The 21,833-nt window shown below is 63.0% G+C and carries 27 protein-coding genes; 11 read left to right on the top strand and 16 right to left on the bottom strand.

Annotated features, from left to right (window positions below; genetic code table 11):
• Positions 1-170: 170 nt before the first annotated feature.
• Positions 171-1,310 carry a helix-turn-helix domain-containing protein gene (locus tag CGZ66_RS34775; RefSeq protein ID WP_095091149.1) on the bottom strand — a complete coding sequence of 380 codons (1,140 nt, stop codon included), beginning with the start codon at positions 1,308-1,310 and terminating at the stop codon, positions 171-173.
• A gap of 232 nt (positions 1,311-1,542) precedes the next feature.
• On the opposite strand from CGZ66_RS34775, the gene CGZ66_RS34770 reads away from it, so the two are divergent.
• The 4 genes from CGZ66_RS34770 to CGZ66_RS34755 all read left to right on the top strand — a co-directional run bounded on the left by CGZ66_RS34770 (position 1,543) and on the right by CGZ66_RS34755 (position 3,933).
• Positions 1,543-1,845, top strand: coding sequence for a hypothetical protein (locus CGZ66_RS34770; protein ID WP_095091148.1), 303 nt, complete (start codon positions 1,543-1,545; stop codon positions 1,843-1,845).
• A gap of 116 nt (positions 1,846-1,961) precedes the next feature.
• Complete coding sequence (locus tag CGZ66_RS34765; RefSeq protein ID WP_095091147.1) at positions 1,962-2,192, top strand: hypothetical protein; 231 nt, start codon at positions 1,962-1,964, stop codon at positions 2,190-2,192.
• Positions 2,193-2,348: 156 nt separating this feature from the next.
• Positions 2,349-2,735: an ester cyclase gene (locus CGZ66_RS34760; protein ID WP_095091146.1), complete on the top strand. Its 387-nt coding sequence runs from the start codon at positions 2,349-2,351 to the stop codon at positions 2,733-2,735.
• A gap of 136 nt (positions 2,736-2,871) precedes the next feature.
• Positions 2,872-3,933 (top strand): YeiH family protein, encoded by a 1,062-nt coding sequence (locus tag CGZ66_RS34755; protein ID WP_095091145.1) that lies wholly within the window; start codon positions 2,872-2,874, stop codon positions 3,931-3,933.
• A gap of 23 nt (positions 3,934-3,956) precedes the next feature.
• On the opposite strand, the gene CGZ66_RS34750 is transcribed toward CGZ66_RS34755, so the two are convergent.
• The 5 genes from CGZ66_RS34750 to CGZ66_RS34735 form a co-directional block, all read right to left on the bottom strand.
• Positions 3,957-4,454 (bottom strand): GAF domain-containing protein, encoded by a 498-nt coding sequence (locus CGZ66_RS34750; RefSeq protein ID WP_095091144.1) that lies wholly within the window; start codon positions 4,452-4,454, stop codon positions 3,957-3,959.
• A 264-nt stretch (positions 4,455-4,718) separates the two neighbouring features.
• Positions 4,719-5,033 carry a GYD domain-containing protein gene (locus tag CGZ66_RS34745; protein ID WP_095091143.1) on the bottom strand — a complete coding sequence of 105 codons (315 nt, stop codon included), beginning with the start codon at positions 5,031-5,033 and terminating at the stop codon, positions 4,719-4,721.
• Between the two features lie 281 nt (positions 5,034-5,314).
• Positions 5,315-5,473 (bottom strand): hypothetical protein, encoded by a 159-nt coding sequence (locus CGZ66_RS40185; RefSeq protein ID WP_167392363.1) that lies wholly within the window; start codon positions 5,471-5,473, stop codon positions 5,315-5,317.
• 142 nt (positions 5,474-5,615) lie between these two features.
• Positions 5,616-7,244, bottom strand: coding sequence for a chaperonin GroEL (gene groL, locus CGZ66_RS34740; protein WP_095091142.1), 1,629 nt, complete (start codon positions 7,242-7,244; stop codon positions 5,616-5,618).
• Between the two features lie 61 nt (positions 7,245-7,305).
• Entirely contained in the window at positions 7,306-7,644 is a 339-nt protein-coding gene (locus CGZ66_RS34735; RefSeq protein ID WP_095091141.1) for a co-chaperone GroES, read from the bottom strand.
• Between the two features lie 245 nt (positions 7,645-7,889).
• On the opposite strand from CGZ66_RS34735, the gene CGZ66_RS34730 reads away from it, so the two are divergent.
• On the top strand, positions 7,890-8,138 hold the full coding sequence (locus CGZ66_RS34730; RefSeq protein ID WP_095091140.1) for a hypothetical protein: 249 nt from the start codon (positions 7,890-7,892) through the stop codon (positions 8,136-8,138).
• Positions 8,135-8,401, top strand: a complete 267-nt coding sequence (locus tag CGZ66_RS34725) for a DUF1488 family protein (protein WP_027044354.1) — start codon at positions 8,135-8,137, stop codon at positions 8,399-8,401. The genes CGZ66_RS34730 and CGZ66_RS34725 overlap by 4 nt, the downstream gene beginning before the upstream one ends.
• 66 nt (positions 8,402-8,467) lie before the next feature.
• Here the strand turns inward: CGZ66_RS34725 and CGZ66_RS34720 are convergent, their stop codons facing one another.
• The 4 genes from CGZ66_RS34720 to CGZ66_RS34705 form a co-directional block, all read right to left on the bottom strand.
• Positions 8,468-8,689, bottom strand: coding sequence for a DUF6500 family protein (locus CGZ66_RS34720; RefSeq protein ID WP_095091139.1), 222 nt, complete (start codon positions 8,687-8,689; stop codon positions 8,468-8,470).
• 75 nt (positions 8,690-8,764) lie between these two features.
• Complete coding sequence (locus CGZ66_RS34715; RefSeq protein ID WP_095091138.1) at positions 8,765-8,956, bottom strand: hypothetical protein; 192 nt, start codon at positions 8,954-8,956, stop codon at positions 8,765-8,767.
• A gap of 5 nt (positions 8,957-8,961) precedes the next feature.
• The gene (locus tag CGZ66_RS34710) at positions 8,962-9,168 is read right to left on the bottom strand and encodes a hypothetical protein (RefSeq protein WP_095091137.1); all 207 of its coding nucleotides are present in this window, start codon (positions 9,166-9,168) and stop codon (positions 8,962-8,964) included.
• A 169-nt stretch (positions 9,169-9,337) separates the two neighbouring features.
• Complete coding sequence (locus tag CGZ66_RS34705) at positions 9,338-10,414, bottom strand: diguanylate cyclase domain-containing protein (RefSeq protein ID WP_095091136.1); 1,077 nt, start codon at positions 10,412-10,414, stop codon at positions 9,338-9,340.
• Between the two features lie 267 nt (positions 10,415-10,681).
• Between CGZ66_RS34705 and CGZ66_RS34700 the strand changes: the two genes are divergently transcribed.
• From CGZ66_RS34700 to CGZ66_RS34680, 5 genes are all read left to right on the top strand, one after another.
• On the top strand, positions 10,682-11,719 hold the full coding sequence (locus CGZ66_RS34700) for a LacI family DNA-binding transcriptional regulator (protein WP_095091135.1): 1,038 nt from the start codon (positions 10,682-10,684) through the stop codon (positions 11,717-11,719).
• Positions 11,720-11,783: 64 nt separating this feature from the next.
• Positions 11,784-13,031 carry an ABC transporter substrate-binding protein gene (locus CGZ66_RS34695; RefSeq protein ID WP_095091745.1) on the top strand — a complete coding sequence of 416 codons (1,248 nt, stop codon included), beginning with the start codon at positions 11,784-11,786 and terminating at the stop codon, positions 13,029-13,031.
• Between the two features lie 195 nt (positions 13,032-13,226).
• A complete protein-coding gene (locus tag CGZ66_RS34690) occupies positions 13,227-14,156 on the top strand; it encodes a carbohydrate ABC transporter permease (RefSeq protein WP_095091134.1) in 930 nt (309 codons plus the stop codon).
• Positions 14,156-15,013 carry a carbohydrate ABC transporter permease gene (locus CGZ66_RS34685; RefSeq protein WP_095091133.1) on the top strand — a complete coding sequence of 286 codons (858 nt, stop codon included), beginning with the start codon at positions 14,156-14,158 and terminating at the stop codon, positions 15,011-15,013. Before CGZ66_RS34690 ends, CGZ66_RS34685 begins: the two co-directional genes overlap by 1 nt.
• A 22-nt stretch (positions 15,014-15,035) precedes the next feature.
• Positions 15,036-17,006 (top strand): glycoside hydrolase family 127 protein, encoded by a 1,971-nt coding sequence (locus CGZ66_RS34680; protein WP_095091132.1) that lies wholly within the window; start codon positions 15,036-15,038, stop codon positions 17,004-17,006.
• On the opposite strand, the gene CGZ66_RS34675 is transcribed toward CGZ66_RS34680, so the two are convergent.
• From CGZ66_RS34675 to CGZ66_RS34650, 6 genes are all read right to left on the bottom strand, one after another.
• Positions 16,993-17,574 carry a dihydrofolate reductase family protein gene (locus CGZ66_RS34675; protein WP_095091744.1) on the bottom strand — a complete coding sequence of 194 codons (582 nt, stop codon included), beginning with the start codon at positions 17,572-17,574 and terminating at the stop codon, positions 16,993-16,995. The genes CGZ66_RS34680 and CGZ66_RS34675 overlap by 14 nt on opposite strands.
• Before the next feature lie 200 nt (positions 17,575-17,774).
• Positions 17,775-18,308 carry an SRPBCC family protein gene (locus tag CGZ66_RS34670; RefSeq protein ID WP_095091131.1) on the bottom strand — a complete coding sequence of 178 codons (534 nt, stop codon included), beginning with the start codon at positions 18,306-18,308 and terminating at the stop codon, positions 17,775-17,777.
• On the bottom strand, positions 18,305-18,673 hold the full coding sequence (locus tag CGZ66_RS34665) for an ArsR/SmtB family transcription factor (RefSeq protein WP_095091743.1): 369 nt from the start codon (positions 18,671-18,673) through the stop codon (positions 18,305-18,307). The genes CGZ66_RS34670 and CGZ66_RS34665 overlap by 4 nt, the downstream gene beginning before the upstream one ends.
• 80 nt (positions 18,674-18,753) lie before the next feature.
• Positions 18,754-19,470, bottom strand: a complete 717-nt coding sequence (locus CGZ66_RS34660; RefSeq protein WP_095091130.1) for a gamma-glutamylcyclotransferase — start codon at positions 19,468-19,470, stop codon at positions 18,754-18,756.
• Positions 19,471-19,680: 210 nt separating this feature from the next.
• The gene (locus tag CGZ66_RS34655; protein WP_095091129.1) at positions 19,681-20,715 is read right to left on the bottom strand and encodes a hypothetical protein; all 1,035 of its coding nucleotides are present in this window, start codon (positions 20,713-20,715) and stop codon (positions 19,681-19,683) included.
• A complete protein-coding gene (locus CGZ66_RS34650) occupies positions 20,715-21,695 on the bottom strand; it encodes a hypothetical protein (protein ID WP_143748939.1) in 981 nt (326 codons plus the stop codon). The genes CGZ66_RS34655 and CGZ66_RS34650 overlap by 1 nt, the downstream gene beginning before the upstream one ends.
• Positions 21,696-21,833 lie beyond the last annotated feature (138 nt).

Genomic DNA, 21,833 nt, shown 5'->3' with positions numbered 1-21,833 from the left:
TTAACAGATCGTGAACTGGCGGGAATCAGCTATGCGATTTGATAGCGCGATGGGTGCCGCAAGAAGATATTGTGGTCGACGATATCGTGGTCCATGAGGCCGCGTAGCCTTCCCCGCCCCCGGGCAAGCCTCTTTTGAGCCCGCCCCGTCAGCAACGCCGATCCCCGTATTCAGTTTCCGAGCGCCTTGAGCCAACCTTCAAAGGAAGAGGCCTTCTCGTGTCCAGCAAGCGAAACAGAGTGGGCGGAACGCGGCAACACCACAGTGCCGCGGCCTTCGCGGGGGCTGTAGCCGAATTCCTTGCTGAATGCCCGGCTGAAATTAGCCGCGGAACTAAACCCGAAGGCTTCGGCAATTTCGACAATGCGCCGCCTGTCCGCCGCATCGCTAAGCGCAACATGGGCTGCCAGAAGGCGGCGGCTTTGTATGTAATGGAGAACACCACCGCTCGGTTCGAACAGCTGATAGAGACGAGAGCGCGAGACGCCGAGCGCCCGGCACATTGAATCCGGTGTCAGATGAGCCGCATCCAGATTGTTCTGGACGTATCGACGCGCTCGCTCCATCAGCGCGACACTCGCCAACTGTTCGGCGGCCGCGGCATGTTCGGCCGGAGGCGCGAGGCAGGCAATGATCATGCTTCGAGTTGCGTGTACGATGCGGGGCAGGTCATCAGCCGTGAGACTGGGCAGGCTGGCTTCGATGCTGTTGACGTGGTCGACCAGAAGGTTGGCAAAGTTGCCCGATAGAATTGAATTGTTCCTTGCGTCGAGGTTTGCCGAGGCGTCAGAGAACAAATCACGCGGCAGATAGAGAAGGAGGCTTTCGGAGTCTGTTGTCCTGCCGCGAAACGGGTAGCCAAGCGATCTAATCTCCAATTTGCCCGGTTGGCCTTCTGCAATGCGGCGATCGACCTCCGTCCACGAGCGGCCGGTACGTGGCAAGGCGATATACCAGTGATCGATCGCGCTGGACCGAAGCTTCGCGGCAGAACGCATGTAACTATGCGCCGGCGCGTGCTGTTGAACGATCAGCATGCCACCGAGATTCCAAGCCGTGTGGCCGGCGGGAAAGCCATCGTCCAGCGATTTGTCATCCGGCAACCTGACCTCGACAAGCGGTGCCATATGCGCTTGCCAAGCGGCGAATTGATCCTGCGACGCCAGTTCGAGCGTTGAAAAGGACAGCGGCTTGAGCGCCGGCGCGAGTGACGGAGCAGCCTCGTTATGGGATTGAGCCTCGCGCGGCCAACGACGTCGATCACGCTCCGGCGTCTGCCCAGGGGGCTCGTCTTGCCTCTTAGTGTCCATCGTATGGTGCCATATCCGATTCCGGTATGCCCATGCCCCTCTCAATCATGTGGTGTACCTCAGGCTTCTAGCAAGACTGGCGGAACTCGAGTCCACTGAAATGGCGATCACGCTGGATTACAGTAAGAAATAAATGCCGAGATAAGTTTCTGGATGCGAAGCTAACGACACTCTTCAACCTGATGCTTATAGAATCGGGCATCATGAAGTCGTAGTTGAGGAGGCCGTCAGAATGAACACAAAGCTCGACAGCGAAGCTCGTCGCAAGATCATTCTTGATGGATATGGTAACAACGAACCGTTGAAGGATATTGCGGCAAAAATAGGGTGTTCATTGGCCAGCTTGAAAGTCACCGCCAGCAAGATCGGTTGCACTCGAACTCCGAAAGAGGCGGCCGACTTTCGACGTGGCTTTCATATCCCGGAGGACAAACGGCAGGACTACCATCAACTCATGACTGTTGGACAGTATAAAGCTCGCGAGTGCGCGCTGATTCTGGGTCTCTTAACACAGCAATCATCCAGCGGCGAGTAAACTGCTTCCAATACACTATCGACGATAGTGTCACTCGAACAGTCCATCGCCTCGGCGGTTCATCAGCAAAAGACCCTCCGCAAGCACGAGCGGCGGGCTCTGAAAGGTTCGCGCAGATGCTGCGCCGGCGCTCCAATCGCACCTGCCTGAGCCATCATGATCTGGCGATTTGCGAACGTGTGTTCAACCAGGTATGCGCGGATGAGGATCTCGATCCTCTGGATCCGAAAGCGGAAATCTTGGCGATGATGGTTGTCGCCCTTTTCCGAAAAGCGCACACCAGCGAGCACGAACTGCTGGAAGCCGTCAGATCTCGCCGCCAAAAGGCAGCGCAAAAACGGCACTAGTGCATGCCGTCCCAACCGCGCAGCGGTTTTGGTACGTCGACATGGATGGGCAACAACCCAGGCGCATCGCATGATTCCGTTCAGTCGCGACGCGCTTTAGCCAAGGCACCGGAGTTGATAGAAGTCGGCATGGCATAAATCATCGGAGCAATCGCCGTGACCGACACCAAGCTTGCCGACACCTATCGCGGCTACATCGCTTGCCTCAACAATCAGGACTGGAGCACCTTGCACCGGTTCGTCCATGACGAGGTGCACTACAATGGCGACCGGGTCGGGTTGTCCGGCTATCGCAAGATGCTGGAGCGGGATTTTTCCGAGATCCCTGACCTCTATTTCGACATTCAGCTGCTGATTTCCGACGCGCCTTTCATAGCCAGCCGGCTTCAATTCAACTGCACGCCAAAGGGAAATTTCCTTGGCCTGCCCGTCAACGGCAGGAAGGTCTCCTTCAGCGAGAACGTCTTCTATGAATTTCTCGACGGCAGGATCAGGCACGTCTGGTCGGTCATCGACAAGGCGGCCATCGAAGCGCAGCTCTAGCGGAAGAGGACGGCGGCGGCTTGCGCGATGAGACCAGCAATCGTTCTCTAAAATCGATCGTTCTAACGAAAATAATTCGTTGGAAAGATTGGTTCAGGAATGGCATTCCTCCGGCATACACGCCTGGAGCATTGCATTGTCTTCCCTTACCCACATCGCGAACGATATTCCGAAGAGCCTGATTTCCGCCGAACTCGACCAAGGTCGAAAGTCGCTCAATTCGATGTGGAACGGCGTTGTGCCCGGCATCGTGCTGGTCGCGATGATCACAGGCGTCGCCTTCTCGGCCCGCAATGTGTCCGGCTTCGCTCTGTTCAGCCCGATGATCCTCGCTGTCGTCGCCGGCATGATCTATTCCAACGTGCTCGGCACCCCCGCCCACGCCAAGGCCGGCATCGCGTTTTCGCAGCGCCGGCTGCTGCGCTTCGCCATCGTGCTGCTCGGCTTCCAGCTGACGCTTGGCCAGGTGGTGTCGATCGGCGCCGGCGGCGTCGGCATCGTGGCGCTGACGCTTGGCTCCACCTTCCTCTTCACCATCACGCTCGGCCGGCTGATCGGCGTCGACGCCAAGCTGGCGCAGCTGATCGCCGCCGGTACCTCGATCTGCGGCGCCTCGGCCATCGTCGCCACCAACATCGTCACCGATGCGCGCGATGAGGACGTCACCTACGCCGTCGCCTCGATCACGCTGTTCGGCACCGTCGCCATGCTCGGCTTCCCACTGCTGGCGCCCGTGCTCGGCCTCGACCAGCACGCCTTCGGCCTGTGGGCCGGCGCCTCGATCCATGAGGTGGCGCAAGTCATCGGCGCCGGCTTCCAGAACGGCACCCAGTCCGGCGAGATCGCCACCGTCGCCAAGCTGACCCGCGTCGCCATGCTGGCGCCGATGGTCATCGCGCTCGGCCTGATGGCGCGCCGCAAGAGCAGAAATCAGTCGGCGGCACGGCCGCCCATGCCCTGGTTTGTCGCCGCCTTCGTCGCCGTCGTGGCGTTGAACAGCCTCGTCAGCGTGCCGGCCGACGTGAAGTCGGCGATGGCGCTCGCCACCACCATCATGCTGACCATGGGGCTGGCCGCCATGGGCCTGCAAGCCGACATTTCACAGCTGCGCTCGCGCGGCCTGCGCCCGCTGGCGCTGGCCTTCTCGGCCTTCCTGTTCATCGGCTGCTTCAGCCTGATGCTGGTGAAGCTCGCCTGAGGCGCTCTAGGGCGTTCGAACCTTCAGTCCTCGAAAGAGCTCGCGGCGGCGTAGATCGCCGCCAGCGTCTCGATGCCGGCCTGATCGGCCTTGTCGAATCGGCCGAGCAACGGGCTGTCGAGATCGAGCACGCCGAAGACGCCGTCATCGTCCTCGAGCAGCACGACCAGTTCCGAACGCGAGTCAGCATCGCAGGCGATGTGGCCGGGAAAATCATGCACGTCCTCGATCAGCATCGAGGTGCCCAGTTCCACCGCTGTTCCGCAGACACCCTTGCCGACCGCGATGCGCACGCAGGCCGGCTTGCCCTGGAACGGCCCGAGCACCATCTCCTCGTCGGATTGCAGGAAGTAGAAGCCGGCCCAGTTGAGGTCGGGCACCATCTGGAAAATCAGCGCCGCGGTGTTGGCGGCGTTGGCGATCGAATCGCGTTCGCCCTCGAGCAGCGCCTTCAGTTGCGCGGCGAGGTCGCGGTAGAACGCAGCCTTGTCCGAGGTGTCGATGGCCTTGGCCGCAAACATCGCTTGTCTCCGTATCGAGGATCGCGGTTCGTTTCGGCAAGCTCTCTGCACCAAACGACCACTGGGCGATACTAGAGGAATTCGAGGAAAAGTGTGAAACGGTTTTCCCGGGAAAAGCGCGTGCGCTTTCCCTAAGGGAATTGCGTCAAAACAAAGAGTTAGAATTCCGGTCGCTGCGACAGTCGCGAGAAGGATGCCCGGTCCGATACTCGGCAGCACGGCACGTCCATCGAACCGTGCTGCCTTGATCAAGAAGGCAAGTCCTCAGCCGGCGGGCTTGTACGCGCCTGCAGCCTTGTTGGCAGCCGCGAGCACTGCCTTCATGTCGAGTTCTTCCAGTACAACCATATCTGTCAGCGAGCCGCTCGCTCGCACCGCAAGGGATATGCCCATCCCTGCGACCTGGTCCGGCACCTCGCCATTGACGACGACGTCATAAATGCCGCGCGTGAACATCACGCTGGTCATCTTGCCGCCAACGCTTTCAAAAAGCGCCTTGACCGCAGCTTGCCTGTCTGACCCCTGCATCAATCCTTTGGCGGCGTGAGGCGCATAGCTTGCCAATATGGTCACTTTCATGACTATTCCTCCCAATGTCATTGTCTCGTGACTGCTCGACAAATTCGAGCCGGCACGGAGTGATTTTTTCGGTAGCAACTGCAGGCGCCCTTGGACGCCTTGACGGCCAAGGGCCCACTGCCCGCCAAATATGCGCTGAAGCTAATATAATGACAATACCGGACACCCCGACACCGCCTACAGGAACTTGCTGGACGTGTTCGGCCGGCCCGATGGACTCGCGCCGCTGACGCGCTATGTGATACTGGCGTTGCGCGGAAGCAGCGACGGCTCCGCAGCGCTCACATCGGGCGTTTGGGCTCGCTCTTTGAAGGCGCTGCCGTGTCGGAAGCGGACTTCTTATGCTTGTCGGCGGCAATCCTGCGGATGCGGTCGAAGCGGCTTTCCTCGGTGATTTCGGTCGTAGCGACCGTCTCTGGCTTCTGCACGAACGTGATCATGGATCCGTCTCCTGGGCTAGAGGCCTGCGCGCCGGGGGAGACTGCCCCCGGCGGTAATGTCCGGCTCCTAGAACCGGCGTAGATTCAGCTCAGGCCGAGTCGGAAACGGTGGTTTCCGAGCAGGCCGGCATCACCTGAAACTTTAGTAGCCGCCCATGCCGCCGCCATTACCCGCAGGTGCGGCATCCTTGGCAGGGATGTCGGTGATCATGGCTTCTGCGGTGATCAGCAGAGCCGCGATCGAGCCGGCGTCCTGCAGTGCGGTGCGCACCACTTTCGCCGGATCGACGATGCCTGCCTTGATCATGTCGACATAGACCTCGTTCTGGGCGTCGAAGCCCTGATTGTGGTCCTTGCTGTCGGCGAGCTTGCCGACGACGATCGAGCCTTCGACGCCGGAATTCTCAGCGATCTGCCGGATCGGTGCTTCGAGCGCGCGGAGCACGATCGAGACGCCCGCGGTGACATCGGCATTGGCGCCGGTCAGGCCGACAAGCGCCGACGTTGCGCGCAGCAGAGCCACGCCGCCGCCGGGCACGATGCCTTCTTCAACCGCCGCGCGGGTCGCGTTCAGCGCGTCGTCGATGCGGTCCTTCTTTTCCTTGACCTCCGACTCGGTGGCGCCGCCGACACGAATGACGGCAACACCGCCGGAGAGCTTGGCCAGCCGCTCCTGCAGCTTTTCCTTGTCGTAGTCGGACGTGGTCTCCTCGATCTGGCCCTTGATCTGGGCGACGCGCGCCTGGATGGTCGCCTTGGTGCCCGCGCCGTCGACGATCGTGGTGGTGTCCTTGTCGATCAGCACGCGCTTGGCACGGCCGAGCATCTCGACGGTGACATTCTCGAGCTTGATGCCGAGATCCTCCGAGATCATCTGGCCTGATGTGAGCACGGCGATGTCTTCCAGCATCGCCTTGCGGCGATCGCCAAAGCCCGGCGCCTTGACGGCCGCGACCTTGAGGCCGCCGCGCAACTTGTTGACGACCAGCGTGGCGAGCGCCTCGCCTTCGACGTCCTCGGAGATGATCAGCAGCGGCCTGCCGCTCTGCACCACCGCTTCGAGGATCGGCAGCATGGCTTGCAGATTGCCGAGCTTCTTCTCGTGGATGAGCACATAGGGCTCTTCCAGCTCGACGCGCATCTTGTCGGCGTTGGTGACGAAATACGGGCTGAGATAGCCGCGGTCGAACTGCATGCCCTCGACGACGTCGAGCTCGGTCTCGGCGGTCTTGGCTTCCTCGACGGTGATGACGCCGTCATTGCCGACCTTGTCCATCGCCTTGGCGATCATCTCGCCGACGCTGGCATCGCCATTGGCGGCTATGGTGCCGACCTGCGCGATCTCAGCCGACGATTTGACCTTCTTGGCGCGCGCCTTGATTTCCCCAACGACGGCGGTGACCGCCTGGTCGATGCCGCGCTTGAGGTCCATCGGGTTCATGCCGGCAGCGACCAGCTTGGCGCCTTCGCGCAGGATCGAGGCGGCCAGCACCGTGGCGGTGGTGGTGCCGTCACCAGCAAGGTCATTGGTCTTCGAGGCCACTTCGCGCACCATCTGGGCGCCCATGTTCTCGAACTTGTCGGTAAGCTCGATTTCCTTGGCGACGGTGACGCCATCCTTGGTGATCCGCGGCGCGCCATAGGCCTTGTCGATGATGACGTTGCGGCCCTTGGGACCGAGCGTGACCTTTACCGCATTGTTGAGGATCTCGACGCCGCGCAGCATGCGGTCGCGCGCATCGGTGGAGAATTTGATTTCCTTGGCAGACATTTTTTTATCCAGTTCGAATTTGGAGTGAATCAGTCGCCGCGCGGAGCGCGCGGCGCTCCAGTCAGGCGGCCTTCTTGGCTTTGACGGCCTTTTCGATGACGTCCGTCTCGCCCTTGTCGACGACGCCCATGATATCTGCTTCCTTCATAATTAGCAGATCCTCGCCGTCGATCTTGACCTCGGTGCCCGACCATTTGCCGAACAGGATGAAGTCGCCGGCCTTGACGTCGAGTGGAACGAGCGCGCCGTTTTCGTCGCGCGCACCGGGGCCGACGGCGATGACTTCGCCTTCCTGCGGCTTTTCCCTGGCATTGTCGGGGATGATGATGCCGCCCTTGGATTTCGTGTCGCCTTCGGCGCGCCGGATGACAACGCGATCGTGGAGTGGCCGAAACTTCATGAGAACTTCCTTCTGGGGCCGGCACAGGCGGCCGCGCCCTCCTATAGGCGCTTTGGCACTCGATAGATAGGAGTGCCAAAAATTATTCGCGGCCGGAATAAATATTCAAAAGTATTATTTCGGCTTGCCGTTTCGTGATATCGCCGATTGGTCAAATAATTCAAAAAATTGAATTTTGCCGATTGAGTGCCTATTTATCGGACAAGTTCGTTTTCACGATTTCAGGCACAAGGGAGATTTCTTCGATGGCCGAAGGCAATCAGACGATCATGGAAAAAGCTGAAGCCCGCTTTGTCGACAAGCAGAAGAAAACGGCGGAGCGCAACAAGGCAACCGCTGAATACATGTCCGAGGCACGGGCCAGGGAGATCAAGACCGCAAGGCTTCGGGAGCTGCGGCTGGCCAAGGAAGAGGCAGACCGTGTCGCCGAAGCGCTGAACCCGACGCCGAAGAAAAAGCGGGTGGTCAAGAAAGCCACGGAGGTCAAGACATGAGCCTGACCTTCCCCAATCGCAGCCGCAGCTATGACGAAGCCGGCAAGCGCATCCGTTTCGTCGGCCATGACGGCATGTTCCAGATCTCCTTCTCCGTCGCCGCCGATGCGATGACCAGGATGCAGCCGGCGACCGCGGCCAATGAAGCCGGCTATCTCGCCACATTCGATACCGAGAGCAGCGCCATCCGCGACGTGGCATCGAAGGCCTACGACCGCACCCGCAAGAGCATGTACGTGCTGACGGCCGCCGATTTCGGCTGATCAGCCTGGTGCATGCCGCTCAAAACCGCCCCGGTTTTGAGACAACGACATCCATGGAAACGAAGATCAAAGATCCATCTTCTCGACCATGGTGCGTATCTTTTCAGCCTTTTCAAAATGGTCGAGGCGGTGGGTTCTGATCCACCATTCGGCGGCTTCCATCAAAAGGTCGGGGTCGTCGTTCCTGTTGGCGAAGAACGCGTAGAACGATACGCCGACGCCAGGCCCTTTCTCGGAAATCTTGCGATCACAGACCTCCAGTATCTTCTGCTTCAGGCTGGCTCTCACGGGAATCCTCGGTTTGCGGTGTGTGGCGAGCTCTTGCCGGCGGCAAAGTGCTGACCTCGGCGGCGGCGGCACAGGTCAGGACTTGCGCTCTGCCCTTTCCCGGCGCTTGACGTCACGGACGTTCATCTGCACGACCATGTCCTCGGCCTCGCGCGGGCCCATCCCGACCATCACCTTTTGCCGGATCACTGCAGGCTGGCCGGTGAAGACATCGATGATGGTCCAGCTCTGGGGCAGCTCCATGCGCAGCGCGTAGCGGTTGGCCATGCCGGTCAGCCCTGTATCATGAAAAACACCGCCGCCAGGATCAGCACCGTCCAGGCGATGACCGACAGCTTCAGCAGCATGCCGCCATGTGTGGCCAGAAACTCCCGCAGCCGCAACGCGACACCTGCCGACGAAGCCGGCGCCGCGACGGTGGCGACAGGCGCCTTGACGCCAAGTTTTCCAAACACAGGCAGCAGTGACGGTTCACGCACGAAAATGACCTCGAATGTCGGGGAAGGAGCCGGAGCAAGAATGCTCCCTTACCTTGCATAGCACTCTTTTCTCGAGCGCCCTGCATGCCAAATGCAGATAGGGACGGCGTTGGTGAAAGATGCGCGGCGCCCGTCGACTAAGGCCGTACAACACGCCGGAGCTTGGCCCTCAGGCCGCGGCGCTGCGACCCTTCGCGGCGGGGTCGGACTTGAAGATGCGGAACGTGTTGCGCCCTGCCGCCTTGGCGGCATAGAGCGCGGTATCGGCCTGCGTGAACAGGTCGCACGGTGCGCCAGCCTGGGCGAACGCGATGCCGACCGAGGCGCCGAGCCTGAGCGACTGGCCGCAAGCGCTGACCGGCTTGCCCATCGCCTCGATGATGCCGCGCGCCAGGCCGGAGACCGCGCCGCGGTCGAGATGCGGGCCGAGCAAGACCGCGAACTCGTCGCCGCCGACGCGCGCCACCAGATCCGCCCCGCCGCAGCTGCCGGCAAGCCGCTCGGCGGCCGCCTTCAGGCATTCGTCGCCGACGACATGGCCGAACGTGTCGTTGACGGCCTTGAAGCCGTCGAGATCGATCAGCAGCAGCGCGCCGAGCGAGCGGCCCTCGTCCGTATGCGCAAGCCGCGCCTGGAACCGGCCGCGATTGGCCAGCCCCGTCATGACGTCATACTCGGCCAGATAGCGCATCCGGTCCGACAGGATCTTTTCCTCGGTGATGTCCTGCTTCATGCCGAAGATCCGCACCGGAACGCCGTCCTCGCATTCGACCGTCGCGGTGATGCGGATCCAGCGGCTGCGGCCGGCAAGGGTGGTGATCTCGGCATCGAGGGTGAAGCCGTTGCGTTCGGCGATCGCCCGGCCGCGCAAGCTGTCCAGCGCCTTGCGCGACTCCGCCGGATAACACTTGATGATCTCCGAGCGATCGAGCGCTGAGCCGCGCGGCAGGTCGAACAGGTCATAGACCACGTCGGTCCAGGTAAGCCGCTCGTCGGGCAGGCTGCATTCCCACACGCCGAGGCGCGCGGCTGCCGAGGCGCGGTCAAAGATTTTGCGGCTGTGGGCCAGTGAAAGCTGTTGCCTGGCAATCAGTTCGGCCTGCGCCGCGATTTCGGCCTTGAGCCGGGCGATCGTGGCGGCTTCTCGGCGGCATTCGTCGGAGCGGCTGTCGTCCCTTGCTCCCCTGCCGGGCTGCGAGACATCGGTTCGCGCCGGGCCTTTCGGGGTGTAGGGCGTATCGGGCATGGCGGAACTCTGCTGTCCTGGCGGGCGACCACCATGGCGCGCGAGCGATTAACACTTCACTGACGGGTGGCCGGACTTCGCCGGAATTTTGCCGCGAAAATCCCACCCACGGGCGCCGGCAATTTTTCCCTTGAACAAGCTCTGGATGTAGCCTAGCCTTACTTGAGAAAAGGTTTTTCCAACAGTTTTGACTGGGTTGGCCGCAAGGCTGGCTCTTTCTCTGGACTGCAAGGGAAAACCTTTTCCCAACTAAGGATCTTTGGCGCGATGGCATCGGAGCCTGTCCCGGTCTTTTCCAAGCCAGTCACTTTGCGTGACGTGGCGGCGCAGGCCGGCGTCAGCGTCGCTACCGCTTCCAAGGCGCTCAACGACCAGGGGCGCATGACCGCCGAGACGCGCGAGCGCATTCGCGAGACCGCCCGGCGTCTCGGCTTCCGGCCCAACAGCCTGGCGCAGAGCCTGCTCAGGCGACGCAGTTTCACCGTCGGCCTGCTCACCAACGATACCTATGGCCGCTTCTCGCTGCCGCTGATGTCGGGCATTTCGGACGCGCTGGTCGACAATGGCGTCTCGGTGTTCCTGTGCAATGTCGAGGAGGATCCGCGTCTCGGCCAGATGCATGTCGACGCCATGCTCGACAAGCGCGTCGACGGCATCATCGCAACCGGCAAGCGCATCGACCGCCATCTGCCGGTCGACCTCAGCAATCTGCGCGTCCCGGTGATTTATGCCTTCACGCAGCCCGATCCCGACGCCATCGCCTTCGTCTCGGACGATGCCGGCGGCGCGCGGCTGGCGGTCGAGCATCTGTGCCGGCTCGGCCGCCAGCGCATCGCCCATGTAACGGGGCCGGCAAGCTTTGCCGTAGTGCATGCGCGGGCGCAGGCCTATCGCGACGTGCTGGCCGAAAACGGCTTGCCGGTCACCGAGCCGCTGCTCGGTTCCTGGTCGGAAGCCTGGGGTCACGAGGCGGTGGCGCAGCTGTTCGACAGCAGGAATGAAAGGCCGGACGCCGTCTTTTGCGGCAACGACCAGATCGCACGCGGTGTCATCGATGCCTTGCGCGAACGCGGCCTCAACGTTCCCGGCGATGTCGGCGTCATCGGTTTCGACAATTGGGAGATCGTGGCCGAGGCGACGCGCCCGCCGCTGACCTCGGTCGACATGAACCTGGTCGCCCTCGGGCGCGAGGCGGGGCTGACCCTGCTGTCGCTGGTCGGCGGCCAGCCCGCCGCGCCGGGCATTCGAAAACTGCCGTGCCGGCTGGTGGTGCGGCAGTCATGCGGCCATCCGCTGGATGGCTGAAAACCACGCGCCGCGCGATCGGCGCCAAGCCGCGGACCGCGGCGAACCCTGGAGGAGGACGAACATGAGGAACCTGATTGCCAAACTGGCCCTGGCCGCTGCCGTTCTAGGTGGCGGCATCAGTGCCGCGGCCGCCGAGACAGCCAACATTTGGGTGCGCGCCGACGGCTCGAATTTCATGCCGAGGATCGTCGATGCCTACAACAAGGCGCACACCAACCAGATCAAGCTGGACATCATCCCCAATGCCGAGATCATCCCGAAATATGGTGCGGCGGCCGCCGGCGGCACGGCGCCCGACGCGCTGTCGCTCGACCTGATCTACACCCCGTCCTTCGCCGCCGCCGGCCAGCTCGAGGACATCACCGACTGGGCGAAGTCGCTGCCCTATTTCTCCAGCCTGTCGCCTGCGCATGTGAAGACCGGCACCTACAAGGACCACATCTACGGCCTGCCGTTCTCGGCCGACGCCTCGGTGCTGATCTGGAACAAGAAGCTGTTCAAGCAGGCCGGCCTCGATCCCGAAAAAGGACCGACCAACTGGGCCGAGATCGCCGCCGACGCCGAGAAGGTCAACGCGCTCGGCGGCAACATCAAGGGCTTCTACTTCTCCGGCAATTGCGGCGGCTGCAACATCTTCACCTTCACGCCGCTGATCTGGGCCTCGGGCGGTGATATCCTCAGCGAGGATGGCTCGAAGGCGACGCTGGACAGCCCGCAACTGCGCGGCGCCATCGACCTCTACCGCTCGATGGTCAAGAAGGACCTGGTGCCAGCAGGCGCGCAGACCGATACCGGTGCCAACTTCTTTGCCGCCTTCGCCGCCGGCAATATCGGCATCTCGCCGTCCGGCGCCTTCGCCATCGGCGCACTCAACACTCAGTATCCCGATGTCGACTACGGCGTTACCTTCCTGCCGGGCAAGGACAGCGGCTGGTCGTCCTTTGCCGGCGGTGACAATTTCGTCGTCACCAAGGGCACCCCGAAACTCGCCGTGGTGAAGGAGTTCCTCGATTTCGCCTATTCGCTCGAGGGCCAGACCATCCTGGCCAAGTACGGCAGCCTGCCGGTGCGCGGCGACATCGCCAAGGAAGCGCTGAAGGATCTCGATCCGCGCTACCAGATCGCCGCCGAGGCCATGGCCAAGGGTCGCACCCCCTATTCCGTGGTGTTCAACGATTTGATCAACTCCGCCAACGGTCCGTGGACGCAGATGATCAACGAGGTCTTCTTCGGCGACGATGTCGACGGCGCCATCGCCAATGCCCAGGAGACGATGCAGTCGATCATAGACCAGGCGCCGCAGAAGTAGCGGACGCCTGCCGGCCGCCCGCCTGTCTCCCTGGGCGGGTGGCCGGCGCGCCGCTCCTTACCCTCCCCCTTTGTGGGAAGGGTCTCTGCGAAGCAGCGGGGTGCGGGCGGCGCCGGCCCACCACCCGGACCTGCGGTCCAACCTCCCCACAAGGGGGAGGTAGGGCGGCGCGCCGGATGCAACGGAAGAGCAAGCATGACCTCCATCACAGCAGCAACCCCTGCCCCACCACGCGCCCGAAAGCTCACCGGCGCCGGCCGCCGGCAGTGGATCGGCCTGCTCTATGTCGCGCCGGCCGTCGCGCTGGTCGTCGTCTTCTTCCTCATCCCGCTCGGCATGACGGCGTGGATGTCGCTGCACAACTGGCCGCTGATGGGCGAGCGCAGCTACATCGGCCTCGGCAACTATGTCGCGATCCTGCACGACACCAGGTTCTGGAATGCGCTGCGCTTCACTGGCTGGTACACACTGGTCGTCACCATCGCGATCTTCGCGGTGGCGTTTCCGCTGGCGCTGTTCGTCGAACGGCCGCGTCCGCTGACCAATCTCTATCGCACAATGTTCTTCATGCCGGCGGTCGTCGGCTTTGCTTCGGCCAGCCTGCTCTGGTCATGGCTCTTGAACGTCGATTCCGGCCTGTTCAGTCCCGCCGCCTATGATCTTGGCCTGATCGACAGGAAGTTCAACCTCTTGGCCACCTTCCAGCCGGCCTTCTGGTCGATCATCGCCATGGTCGTCTGGAAGGTCGCCGGCTTCACCATGATCATCCTGATGGCTGGCCTGCAATCGATCCCGCAGGACCTGCAGGAGGCGGCGGTCATCGACGGCGCCGGGCCGTTCGCCCGGTTCAGGGCGATCACGCTGCCGCTGATGCGCCGCACTCTGGCGCTGGCGCTGATCCTGTCGGTCGCCGGCTCGATCCTCGCCTTCGACCAGTTCTACATCATCCTGCGCGGCGGCCCGCGCAACCAGACGCTGACGGCAGTCTACTGGATCTTCAACCAGTCCTTCGTGTCGTTCAAGCTCGGCTATGGCGCCGCGCTGTCCATGGTCCTGCTGGTCATCCTGGTGGCGCTCAGCCTCGTCCAGCTGTGGCTGCTGCGCAAGCCGGAGGGTCTCGACTGATGGCGCAGGCCACCTCCCGCAATCGCAGGCTCGCCGCCCGCATCGCCGAGCATTCGACCGGCATCATCGCCTCGGTGCTGTTTGCGGCGCCGATCGTGTGGGCGGTGCTGTCGGCCTTCAAGCCGGCGCAGGAAGCGCGCCTGCCGCCCCTGCCGCCGTGGCCGACGTCGGGCGTCTCGCTGGAGAACTATGTCACGCTCAACAGCTTCGGTGACGGGCTCTGGATCTCGGCGCAGAACAGCATCTATGTCTCGGTGATGACCGTCGTGCTGTCGGTCGCCGTCAGCGTGCTGGCCGGCTATGGCTTTTCGCGGTTCCGTTTTCCGTTCAAGGACCTGTTCTTCGTCCTCATCCTGTCGACGATCATGATCCCGTTCCAGTCGATCCTGACGCCGATCTTCCTGGTGCTGACCAAGCTTGGCCTGCACAACACGCTGACCGGCCTGGTCGGCGTCTATGTGACGCTGCAGCTGCCGTTCTCGATCTTCATGATGCGCAATGCCTTCGACGCGGTGCCGCGCGAGATCGAGGAAGCCGCCCGCATGGACGGCGCCGGCAATCTCACCATGCTTGTGAAGGTGATGCTGCCGCTGGTCTGGCCGGGCGTCGTCACCATCGCGCTGTTTGCCTTCCTCGGCGCCTGGAACGAGTTCCTCGCCGCCCTGGTGCTGATGACCGACCAGTCCAAATTCACGCTGCCGGTGATGATGACGGCACTTCAGTCGGGCCGTTTCGGCGCCATCGACTGGGGCGCGGTGCAGGCGGGCGTCACCGTGATGATGGTGCCGTGCCTCATCCTGTTCCTGGTTCTGCAGCGCTTCTACATCCGCGGCCTGATGGCCGGAGCCGTCAAGTAATTCGACCGAATGGAGTAAGTTCATGACCGCATCGCCATCCACCCAAACCGTCGGAGCGGGCAAGACGGGCAAGCCCAAGCTCGCCTTCCGCCCGCTGCCGGTGCCGCAGGTCGACGTGCAGGGTTTCTGGGGCGACCGCGCCGACGCCGTCGCCAGCACCACCGCCGGCATCCTTTACGACCGCTGTGTCGAGGCCCGAATGCTGGAGCAGATCGACCCGGACTGGCCCTCGCCCGGTGTCGTCATCCCCTTCCATGTCAGCGACGGCTTCACCGCCAGCACGGTGACGACGCAGATGTTCTGGGATTCCGACTGGGGCAAGACCATCGAGACCGCGGCCTATTCGCTCTACCGGCGCAAGAACCCCGAGCTGGAGAAGAAGATTGATGCCGTCATCGACATGTATGAGAAGCTGCAGCAGCCGGACGGCTACCTCTCGAGCTGGTATCAGCGCATCCAGCCCGGCCTGCGCTGGACCAATTTGCGCGACTGCCACGAACTCTATTGTGCCGGCCACCTGATCGAAGGCGCGGTCGCCTACTACCAGGCCACTGGAAAACGCAAACTGCTCGATGTGATGTGCCGCTTCGCCGACCATATCGCCACGGTGCTGGGGCCGCGGCCCGGCCAGAAACATGGCTATTGCGGCCATGAGGAGATCGAGCTGGCGCTGGTCAAGCTGGCGCGGGTGACCGGCGAGCAGAAATACATGGAGCTGGCGAAATACTTCATCGACCAGCGCGGCCAGCAGCCACATTACTTCGACGAGGAGGCGCGCACCCGCGGTGCCGATCCGAAGGATTTCCACTTCAAGACCTATGAGTACAACCAGTCGCACATTCCGGTGCGCGAGCAGGACAAGGTCGTCGGCCATGCGGTCAGGGCAATGTACCTCTATTCCGGCATGGCCGACATCGCCACCGAATATGGCGACGACACGCTGCGGACGGCGCTCGACCGGCTGTGGGACGATGTCACCACCAAGAGCCTCTACATCACCGGCGGACTGGGGCCGTCGGCGGACAATGAGGGTTTCACCAGCGATTACGACCTGCCCAACGAGAGCGCCTATGCCGAGACCTGCGCCGCGGTCGGGCTGGTGTTCTGGGCCAGCCGTATGCTTGGCATGGGGCCGAACGCCCGCTACGCCGACATCATGGAGCGCGCCCTCTACAATGGCTCGATCTCGGGCCTGTCGCTCGACGGCTCGCTGTTCTTCTACGAGAATCCGCTCGAAAGCCGGGGCAAGCATAACCGCTGGAAATGGCACCGTTGCCCCTGCTGCCCGCCCAATATCGGGCGCATGGTCGCCTCGATCGGCAGCTATTTCTACAGCCTGGCCGACGATGCTGTTGCCGTGCATCTCTATGGCGACTCGACCGCCCGCTTCGACATATCAGGCACCCCGGTGAGCCTGACGCAGGCGAGCCGTTATCCCTGGGACGGCGCCGTCGAGATCACGCTCGAGCCGCAGGCGCCGGTGGAGTTCACGCTGCACCTGCGCATCCCGGCCTGGAGCACCGGCGCCGAAATGACGGTGAACGGCGAGCCGGTCGGCCTGGCGGATGCCACCAGCGACGGCTATGCCGCTATCCGGCGCACATGGAAGAAGGGCGACCGCGTCCTTCTCGATCTCGAAATGCCGATCGAGCGGCTCTATGCCAACCCGCAGGTGCGGCAGGATGCCGGCCGTGTCGCGCTATCGCGCGGTCCGCTGATCTACTGCGTCGAGGCGACCGACAATGAAAGCCAGCTGCATCGCCTGACGCTGCCGAGGACGGCAAGCGTCGAAGCGCGGCAGCGGCCGGAGCTTCTCGGCGGCGTGGTGACGCTGTCGGCCACCGCGCAAGCCGATGCCGGCGACGGCTGGCAAAGCGGGCTCTACCGGCCAGCGCCGCCAGCCACCACTCAAACGCGCCTGACCGCCATTCCCTATTTCGCCTGGGACAACCGCGAGCCCGGCGAAATGCTGGTCTGGCTCAGGGACGGGTGAGATTGTAGACCAGGCTCAGCCGCCCGCCTGGCAATTGCTCGACTTTGGTCAGTTCCAGGTCGCGCCGCTGAGCCGTCGTCGAAAACAGCACCTTGCCCTCGCCGGCAATCAGCGGATAGAGGACGAGGCGCAGCTCATCGACCAGCCCGGCCTCGGTAAGGCTGTCGACGATGGTCGAGCCGCCCATCAAATAAATGTCCTTGCCGGGCTGGCGCTTCAGTGCCGCGACATCGTCGTTCGACCTGAGAAAACGCGTCAGCGGCCAGTTGGCTGAATTCAGCGTGTTCGACAGCACATAGTGCGGCGTTTTGGCGGCAAAGCGTGCCCAGGGCAACTCTTCCCGCGCCGCTGGCTTGCGGGTCATCGGTAGCGGCTCGTTGGGCGCGTTCTGGATCGCGGTCCAGTACTGCTCGTAGCCAGGATACATGCGGCCACCAAGCAGGCAGGCATCGACCTGATCCGTCAGCCCATAATCCTCCGACCAGGCATGCACCCAGTCGGCGATGCCGGTCGGTCCCTCCGCCTTGCCGTCGATGGAAATTTTCATGGCGGCGATCAATTTACGCATGGCATTCTCCTTGGCGCACAAAGGCGCGGTTGTGCGGCCCGCGGGCCGGCGGCTCAAAAATTTCGGGAAATGTTGGGAAATGCCGCTGCGGGGCAGCGGTCGTCATGCGGGCAATCGCCCGCTCGTCAAGCATCGGTCAGGCAAGTCTCGAAGTGTCCGGCGCTATCGTCTCCTTTCCACGGGTTTCGCGTTTCTCCTGCTCAGGCCGGCAGGCGTCGGTCGTAGTCCAGCCTCAATCTCGCCCAGCCGTCCCAGAACGGCTCCGGCTGTTCTCCGCGCAGCCTCGCGGCGAGAATGTCGAGATGCATGTGCCAGCCGGGGGCGATGTTGAGCATCAGCGAGCGGTCACCCAGGCGGCGATGGACGATGGTAAGCAGCACATCCTTCCCTTGCGGGGTCAGTGCGAAAGTGACGCCGCCGGTGCTGCCCCAGGTGATGCCGAGCCGGTGCGGCGGATCGATCTCGGTGATCTCACCCGGCATGGTGTGCACAGTCGGAAATCCTGGCGGGCGCTCGCCGGCCGGCTCGGTCAGTTCGTCGTTGCGCCAGGTGAGTTCGAAGGGCGAGCCGGCCTCGCTTCCCATGGGGCCGGCGGCCAGCCATTGGCGGCGCAGTTCTGGGTCGGTGATGTAGCCCCAGATGCGCTCGGCCGGGCCGGGCAGCAGCCGTTCGATCGTCAACGTGGCCGGCTCGGTCAGCACGCCATAGCCATTCTCGGCATGTCGATCGGTCATGTCTCGTCTCCCTTCTTCTGTGTCGAGGATTTGCGCGCGTCGTCTTCGCGCAGCAATCGTTCCAATATCTCAAGCCGCCCCGTCCAGAAGCGCGAGTAGGCTCCAAGCCACTCATGCGCGCTGGCCAGCGGACCAGCCTCGAGGTGGCAGATATGCGTGCGGCCGAGCACTTCGCGACGGATCAGCCCGGCATTTTCCAGCACCTTGATGTGCTTGGAAGCAGCCGCCAGCGACATCGCGAACGGTTCGGCCAGCTGGCTCACCGTGCGCCCGCCACCGGCGAGTTCGCGCAGCATCTGCCGGCGAGTCGCGTCGCCAAGGGCGTGAAAGACCTGATCCATCTCGTATGTAAGTAATTCAACCATGTGGTTGAATATGCGTGTGCGGCTTTTGATTGTCAACCGTTTGGTTGAATATTATTTGGCGGCGCTGAAAATGGCTAGCTTCAGCCGGCGTCGGTACGACCGATCTCCTCGGCCACCAGTTCCTGCAACTGCCACAGATTGCGGTCGCGGATGCCGCAAGCTTCGAGATGGCGGATCGTCTCGAACAGATATTCCGCACCCGAACCCCAGTGGCCGACGGCCCTGGCCAGCGTCGCCGCGATCGCCTGCTTGTCGAGTTTGCCGGCATAGCGCGGATTGGCGGGATCGACGACGAAACCGAGCGCGCGGCTCATGCCGCCTTCTGTCCTGACCTGCAGCCAGCGCGGCACGTTGACAGCCGGCAGGACGGTCATCTCGCGGCGCAGCAGCGCTTCCAGATTGGCTGCCACCGGTTCGGCGATCTCAAAAACCATGCCCTGGCACTGGCCGCCGCGGTCGAGCGCCATCATCAGGCCTGGCTGCTCGACCGTGCCCCGGAAGCGCTTGACCGTAAAACAGAACGAACGATGCCAGCCGGTCGCAACCGCACGCTCGCCGCCGCTCACCTCGCCGACCGGCTTCCACAGCAGCGAGCCATAGGCGAACAGTTTTACGGGTCCAGGCGGCGCGCCGGCCAGCACCTCATCGCGGATGCGCGCATAGTCGGCGTCGGTCATGTAGACCATGCCCGGCGTCGGCCCGGCATCTTCGACCGCACGCATCGTGCGGGCAACGAGCGCCTCGGTCAGCGTCATCGTCGCCTTGCGCGGCGATGCGGCAGAAATCGGCTTGTTCATTCTCGCGTCTCAGGCATGGCCGCCATGTTGCCCAAGGGCGAGCAGATTCTCAAGCCGCGGACTCAAAATCTGAACCGGTGCGCACAACCGCTTGAAAGGATTCGCATGTATCGACTGTCCTAACGCGCCGGCCGCGACGGCCCTGCCTGTATGCATGCACAAGCTCGCGACCGCACCCAGAAGCTCCTTGGCGTCGTCGCCTGCAACCACCTAGTGCGGAGGATGATCCGGCCGGTCGTTGCAGCCGTCGACATAGGGATGCACCGACCACTTGGAGCCGGGTCGCGCCTGCTCACTTTTGGTGAGCGGATCCTGGGATTGCGCGTAGCCATCCTGGTAGCCGCGAATGATCCCGTCGATATCGGGGGGCCAGTCACCGTCCCACGGCCCTCCCAGGATCTGCGCCTGCTGGACCGGATGCAGTTCGTTGTGGCCTTCATGAAAGCTGTCGTGGATATGTCCGGCGTCATAGACCCATCGGCCGGTCACACCCAGGATTGTCGCTCCGGTTCCATCGCCCTTGTTGACCTCGATGCTGGGCAGGCCGGCATCGCTCGGGCTGGCCGTGTCCGAACTGCTGAAGGCCGCGCCAAGCAGCGCGGCAAGCAAGGCGAGAAGCGCCAGGATGTAGGCAACGACCACGCCGACGCCCGACATGCAGACCGCCAGCGCCGTCAGGGCTGCAATCAGCGCGAGGATGTTGACGGTCTGCAGGTCGTGGATCGACGCGCCCTCGAACTCCACGTGCAGTGCCTCTGATTTTACCCCGGTCGCCTTGTCCTCCGCTGGATTCCCGGTGAACAGCAAGCCGTGCGAGGAGGTGGTGGCGGTTTCAGCCATCAGGTAGCCGAACGGAACGCTGGCGCCGGCAACGGCCTGGCTGACGCCCACCGGGTTGTTCGGCAGCAGCAGGTTGAGGCTGTAGTCGGAGTCCAGGCTTCCGGGCCATGTCTTCTCTGACGGCGGCTCGATGCTGATGACCATGCCGACAACGCTGACCGGGCTCTTGTCGCCGAGACAAACCAGCCGGTTGTTGAGCCACCAGTCGCAATAGGCGAGGATCCAGACAATCCCGGTCACCACAAGCGCAATCGGCAAACACCACGGTTCGCCCATCGCGATCAGCACCACAGCCATGACGGCCGCGAATATGCCGCTGGTGATCGCCGCGCTGATGTACTGGTTGACCGAGATCACCTTGTCCGCGGTCGTGCACGTGGTCCAGGATTTGTCGTCGGTGGCCATCACGGCTCCACTCTGCTGAGGACGGTCAAGGTGACGCCGCCGCTGGCGTGCTCACCCTCGTCGAACGCATTCAAATTGAGGGCTTGCCGGCCGGTCCAGCCGTTCGGCGGGGTGGCGACCGCCGTGATCGTCACCTGTTCGCCCGGTGCCAGCGACGGGTGGTCAGGGGAAATCTCGACCTTCCAGCCAGGCGGCAGCGGATGAACCGCCGGCAAATGTGCCGCCAGCCGGCGCTTCTGCTCGGCCTTGACGGCCTCCTCTGTCGGTTGGCGGTCGTCACGGCAGGGGTTGAGCGGCGGAATGGTGTAGGCATCGACGGTGAAGCGATACCGGTGCGGCCGGCGGGTGGCGTTGCGCAGCTCGAATTGAAATGTCGCCGGCGACTGCGCCAGCCCGACATCGGTGTTTTTCTGTCCGAGATTGTTGGCGAAGTTGGCATCGTCGGCCGGGTCGAGCAAGGCCTGCAGGCAATAGTGACCTGCTTCCCGAGGCGTATGCCAGTCGAAGGAGACGAACCCGGGTTGGCTGGCGGATCCGATCACCCCTACCGAGACCGGCCGGGTGTCTATCGGATTCGACACGGTTCCGATGCCGAACGACAGATAGGACAGGTGAACCGGCACATTGACGACGACGGCATCCTTGGAGGCGTTCCAGATGCGGACGCGCACCTCGTAGTCGGTGTCAGCCTGCAACTTGCCGGCGGGAACGGGCACCCCACCCTGGCGCACCTCGATGTCGGGATTGTCCCAGGTCACCGCGAGGCCAAAGCCGATCAGATAGTATTGATCGTAGATCAGCGGATCGGGCCGGCAGAATGCAGGATGGTCGATCGGCACGCAATGTGCCCGGGACCCCTTCTGGTCGACCCGACGGTCACCCCCCAGCCGCCACCGGCGACAGAAGCGGTGAGCCATCTCGATCAGCGCTGGAATCCAGGCGGAGAACAGTGCTCGCAGGATTGCCGCTATTCCACGCATCGACTCCCTTTCTGAAGCTAACGCAGGGCAACGCCTGATTAGCGACGGGATTCGCGCGGCAACAGCGCTTTGGACTGGTTGGACGACTGGTGCCGCTTGCACTCTGGTCACACGAATAAAGCGGAACTTGAACGGTAC

Source organism: Mesorhizobium sophorae, assembly GCF_002270415.1.
Lineage (GTDB): Bacteria > Pseudomonadota > Alphaproteobacteria > Rhizobiales > Rhizobiaceae > Mesorhizobium > Mesorhizobium sophorae.
This window is presented reverse-complemented; position numbering and strand designations above follow the sequence as displayed.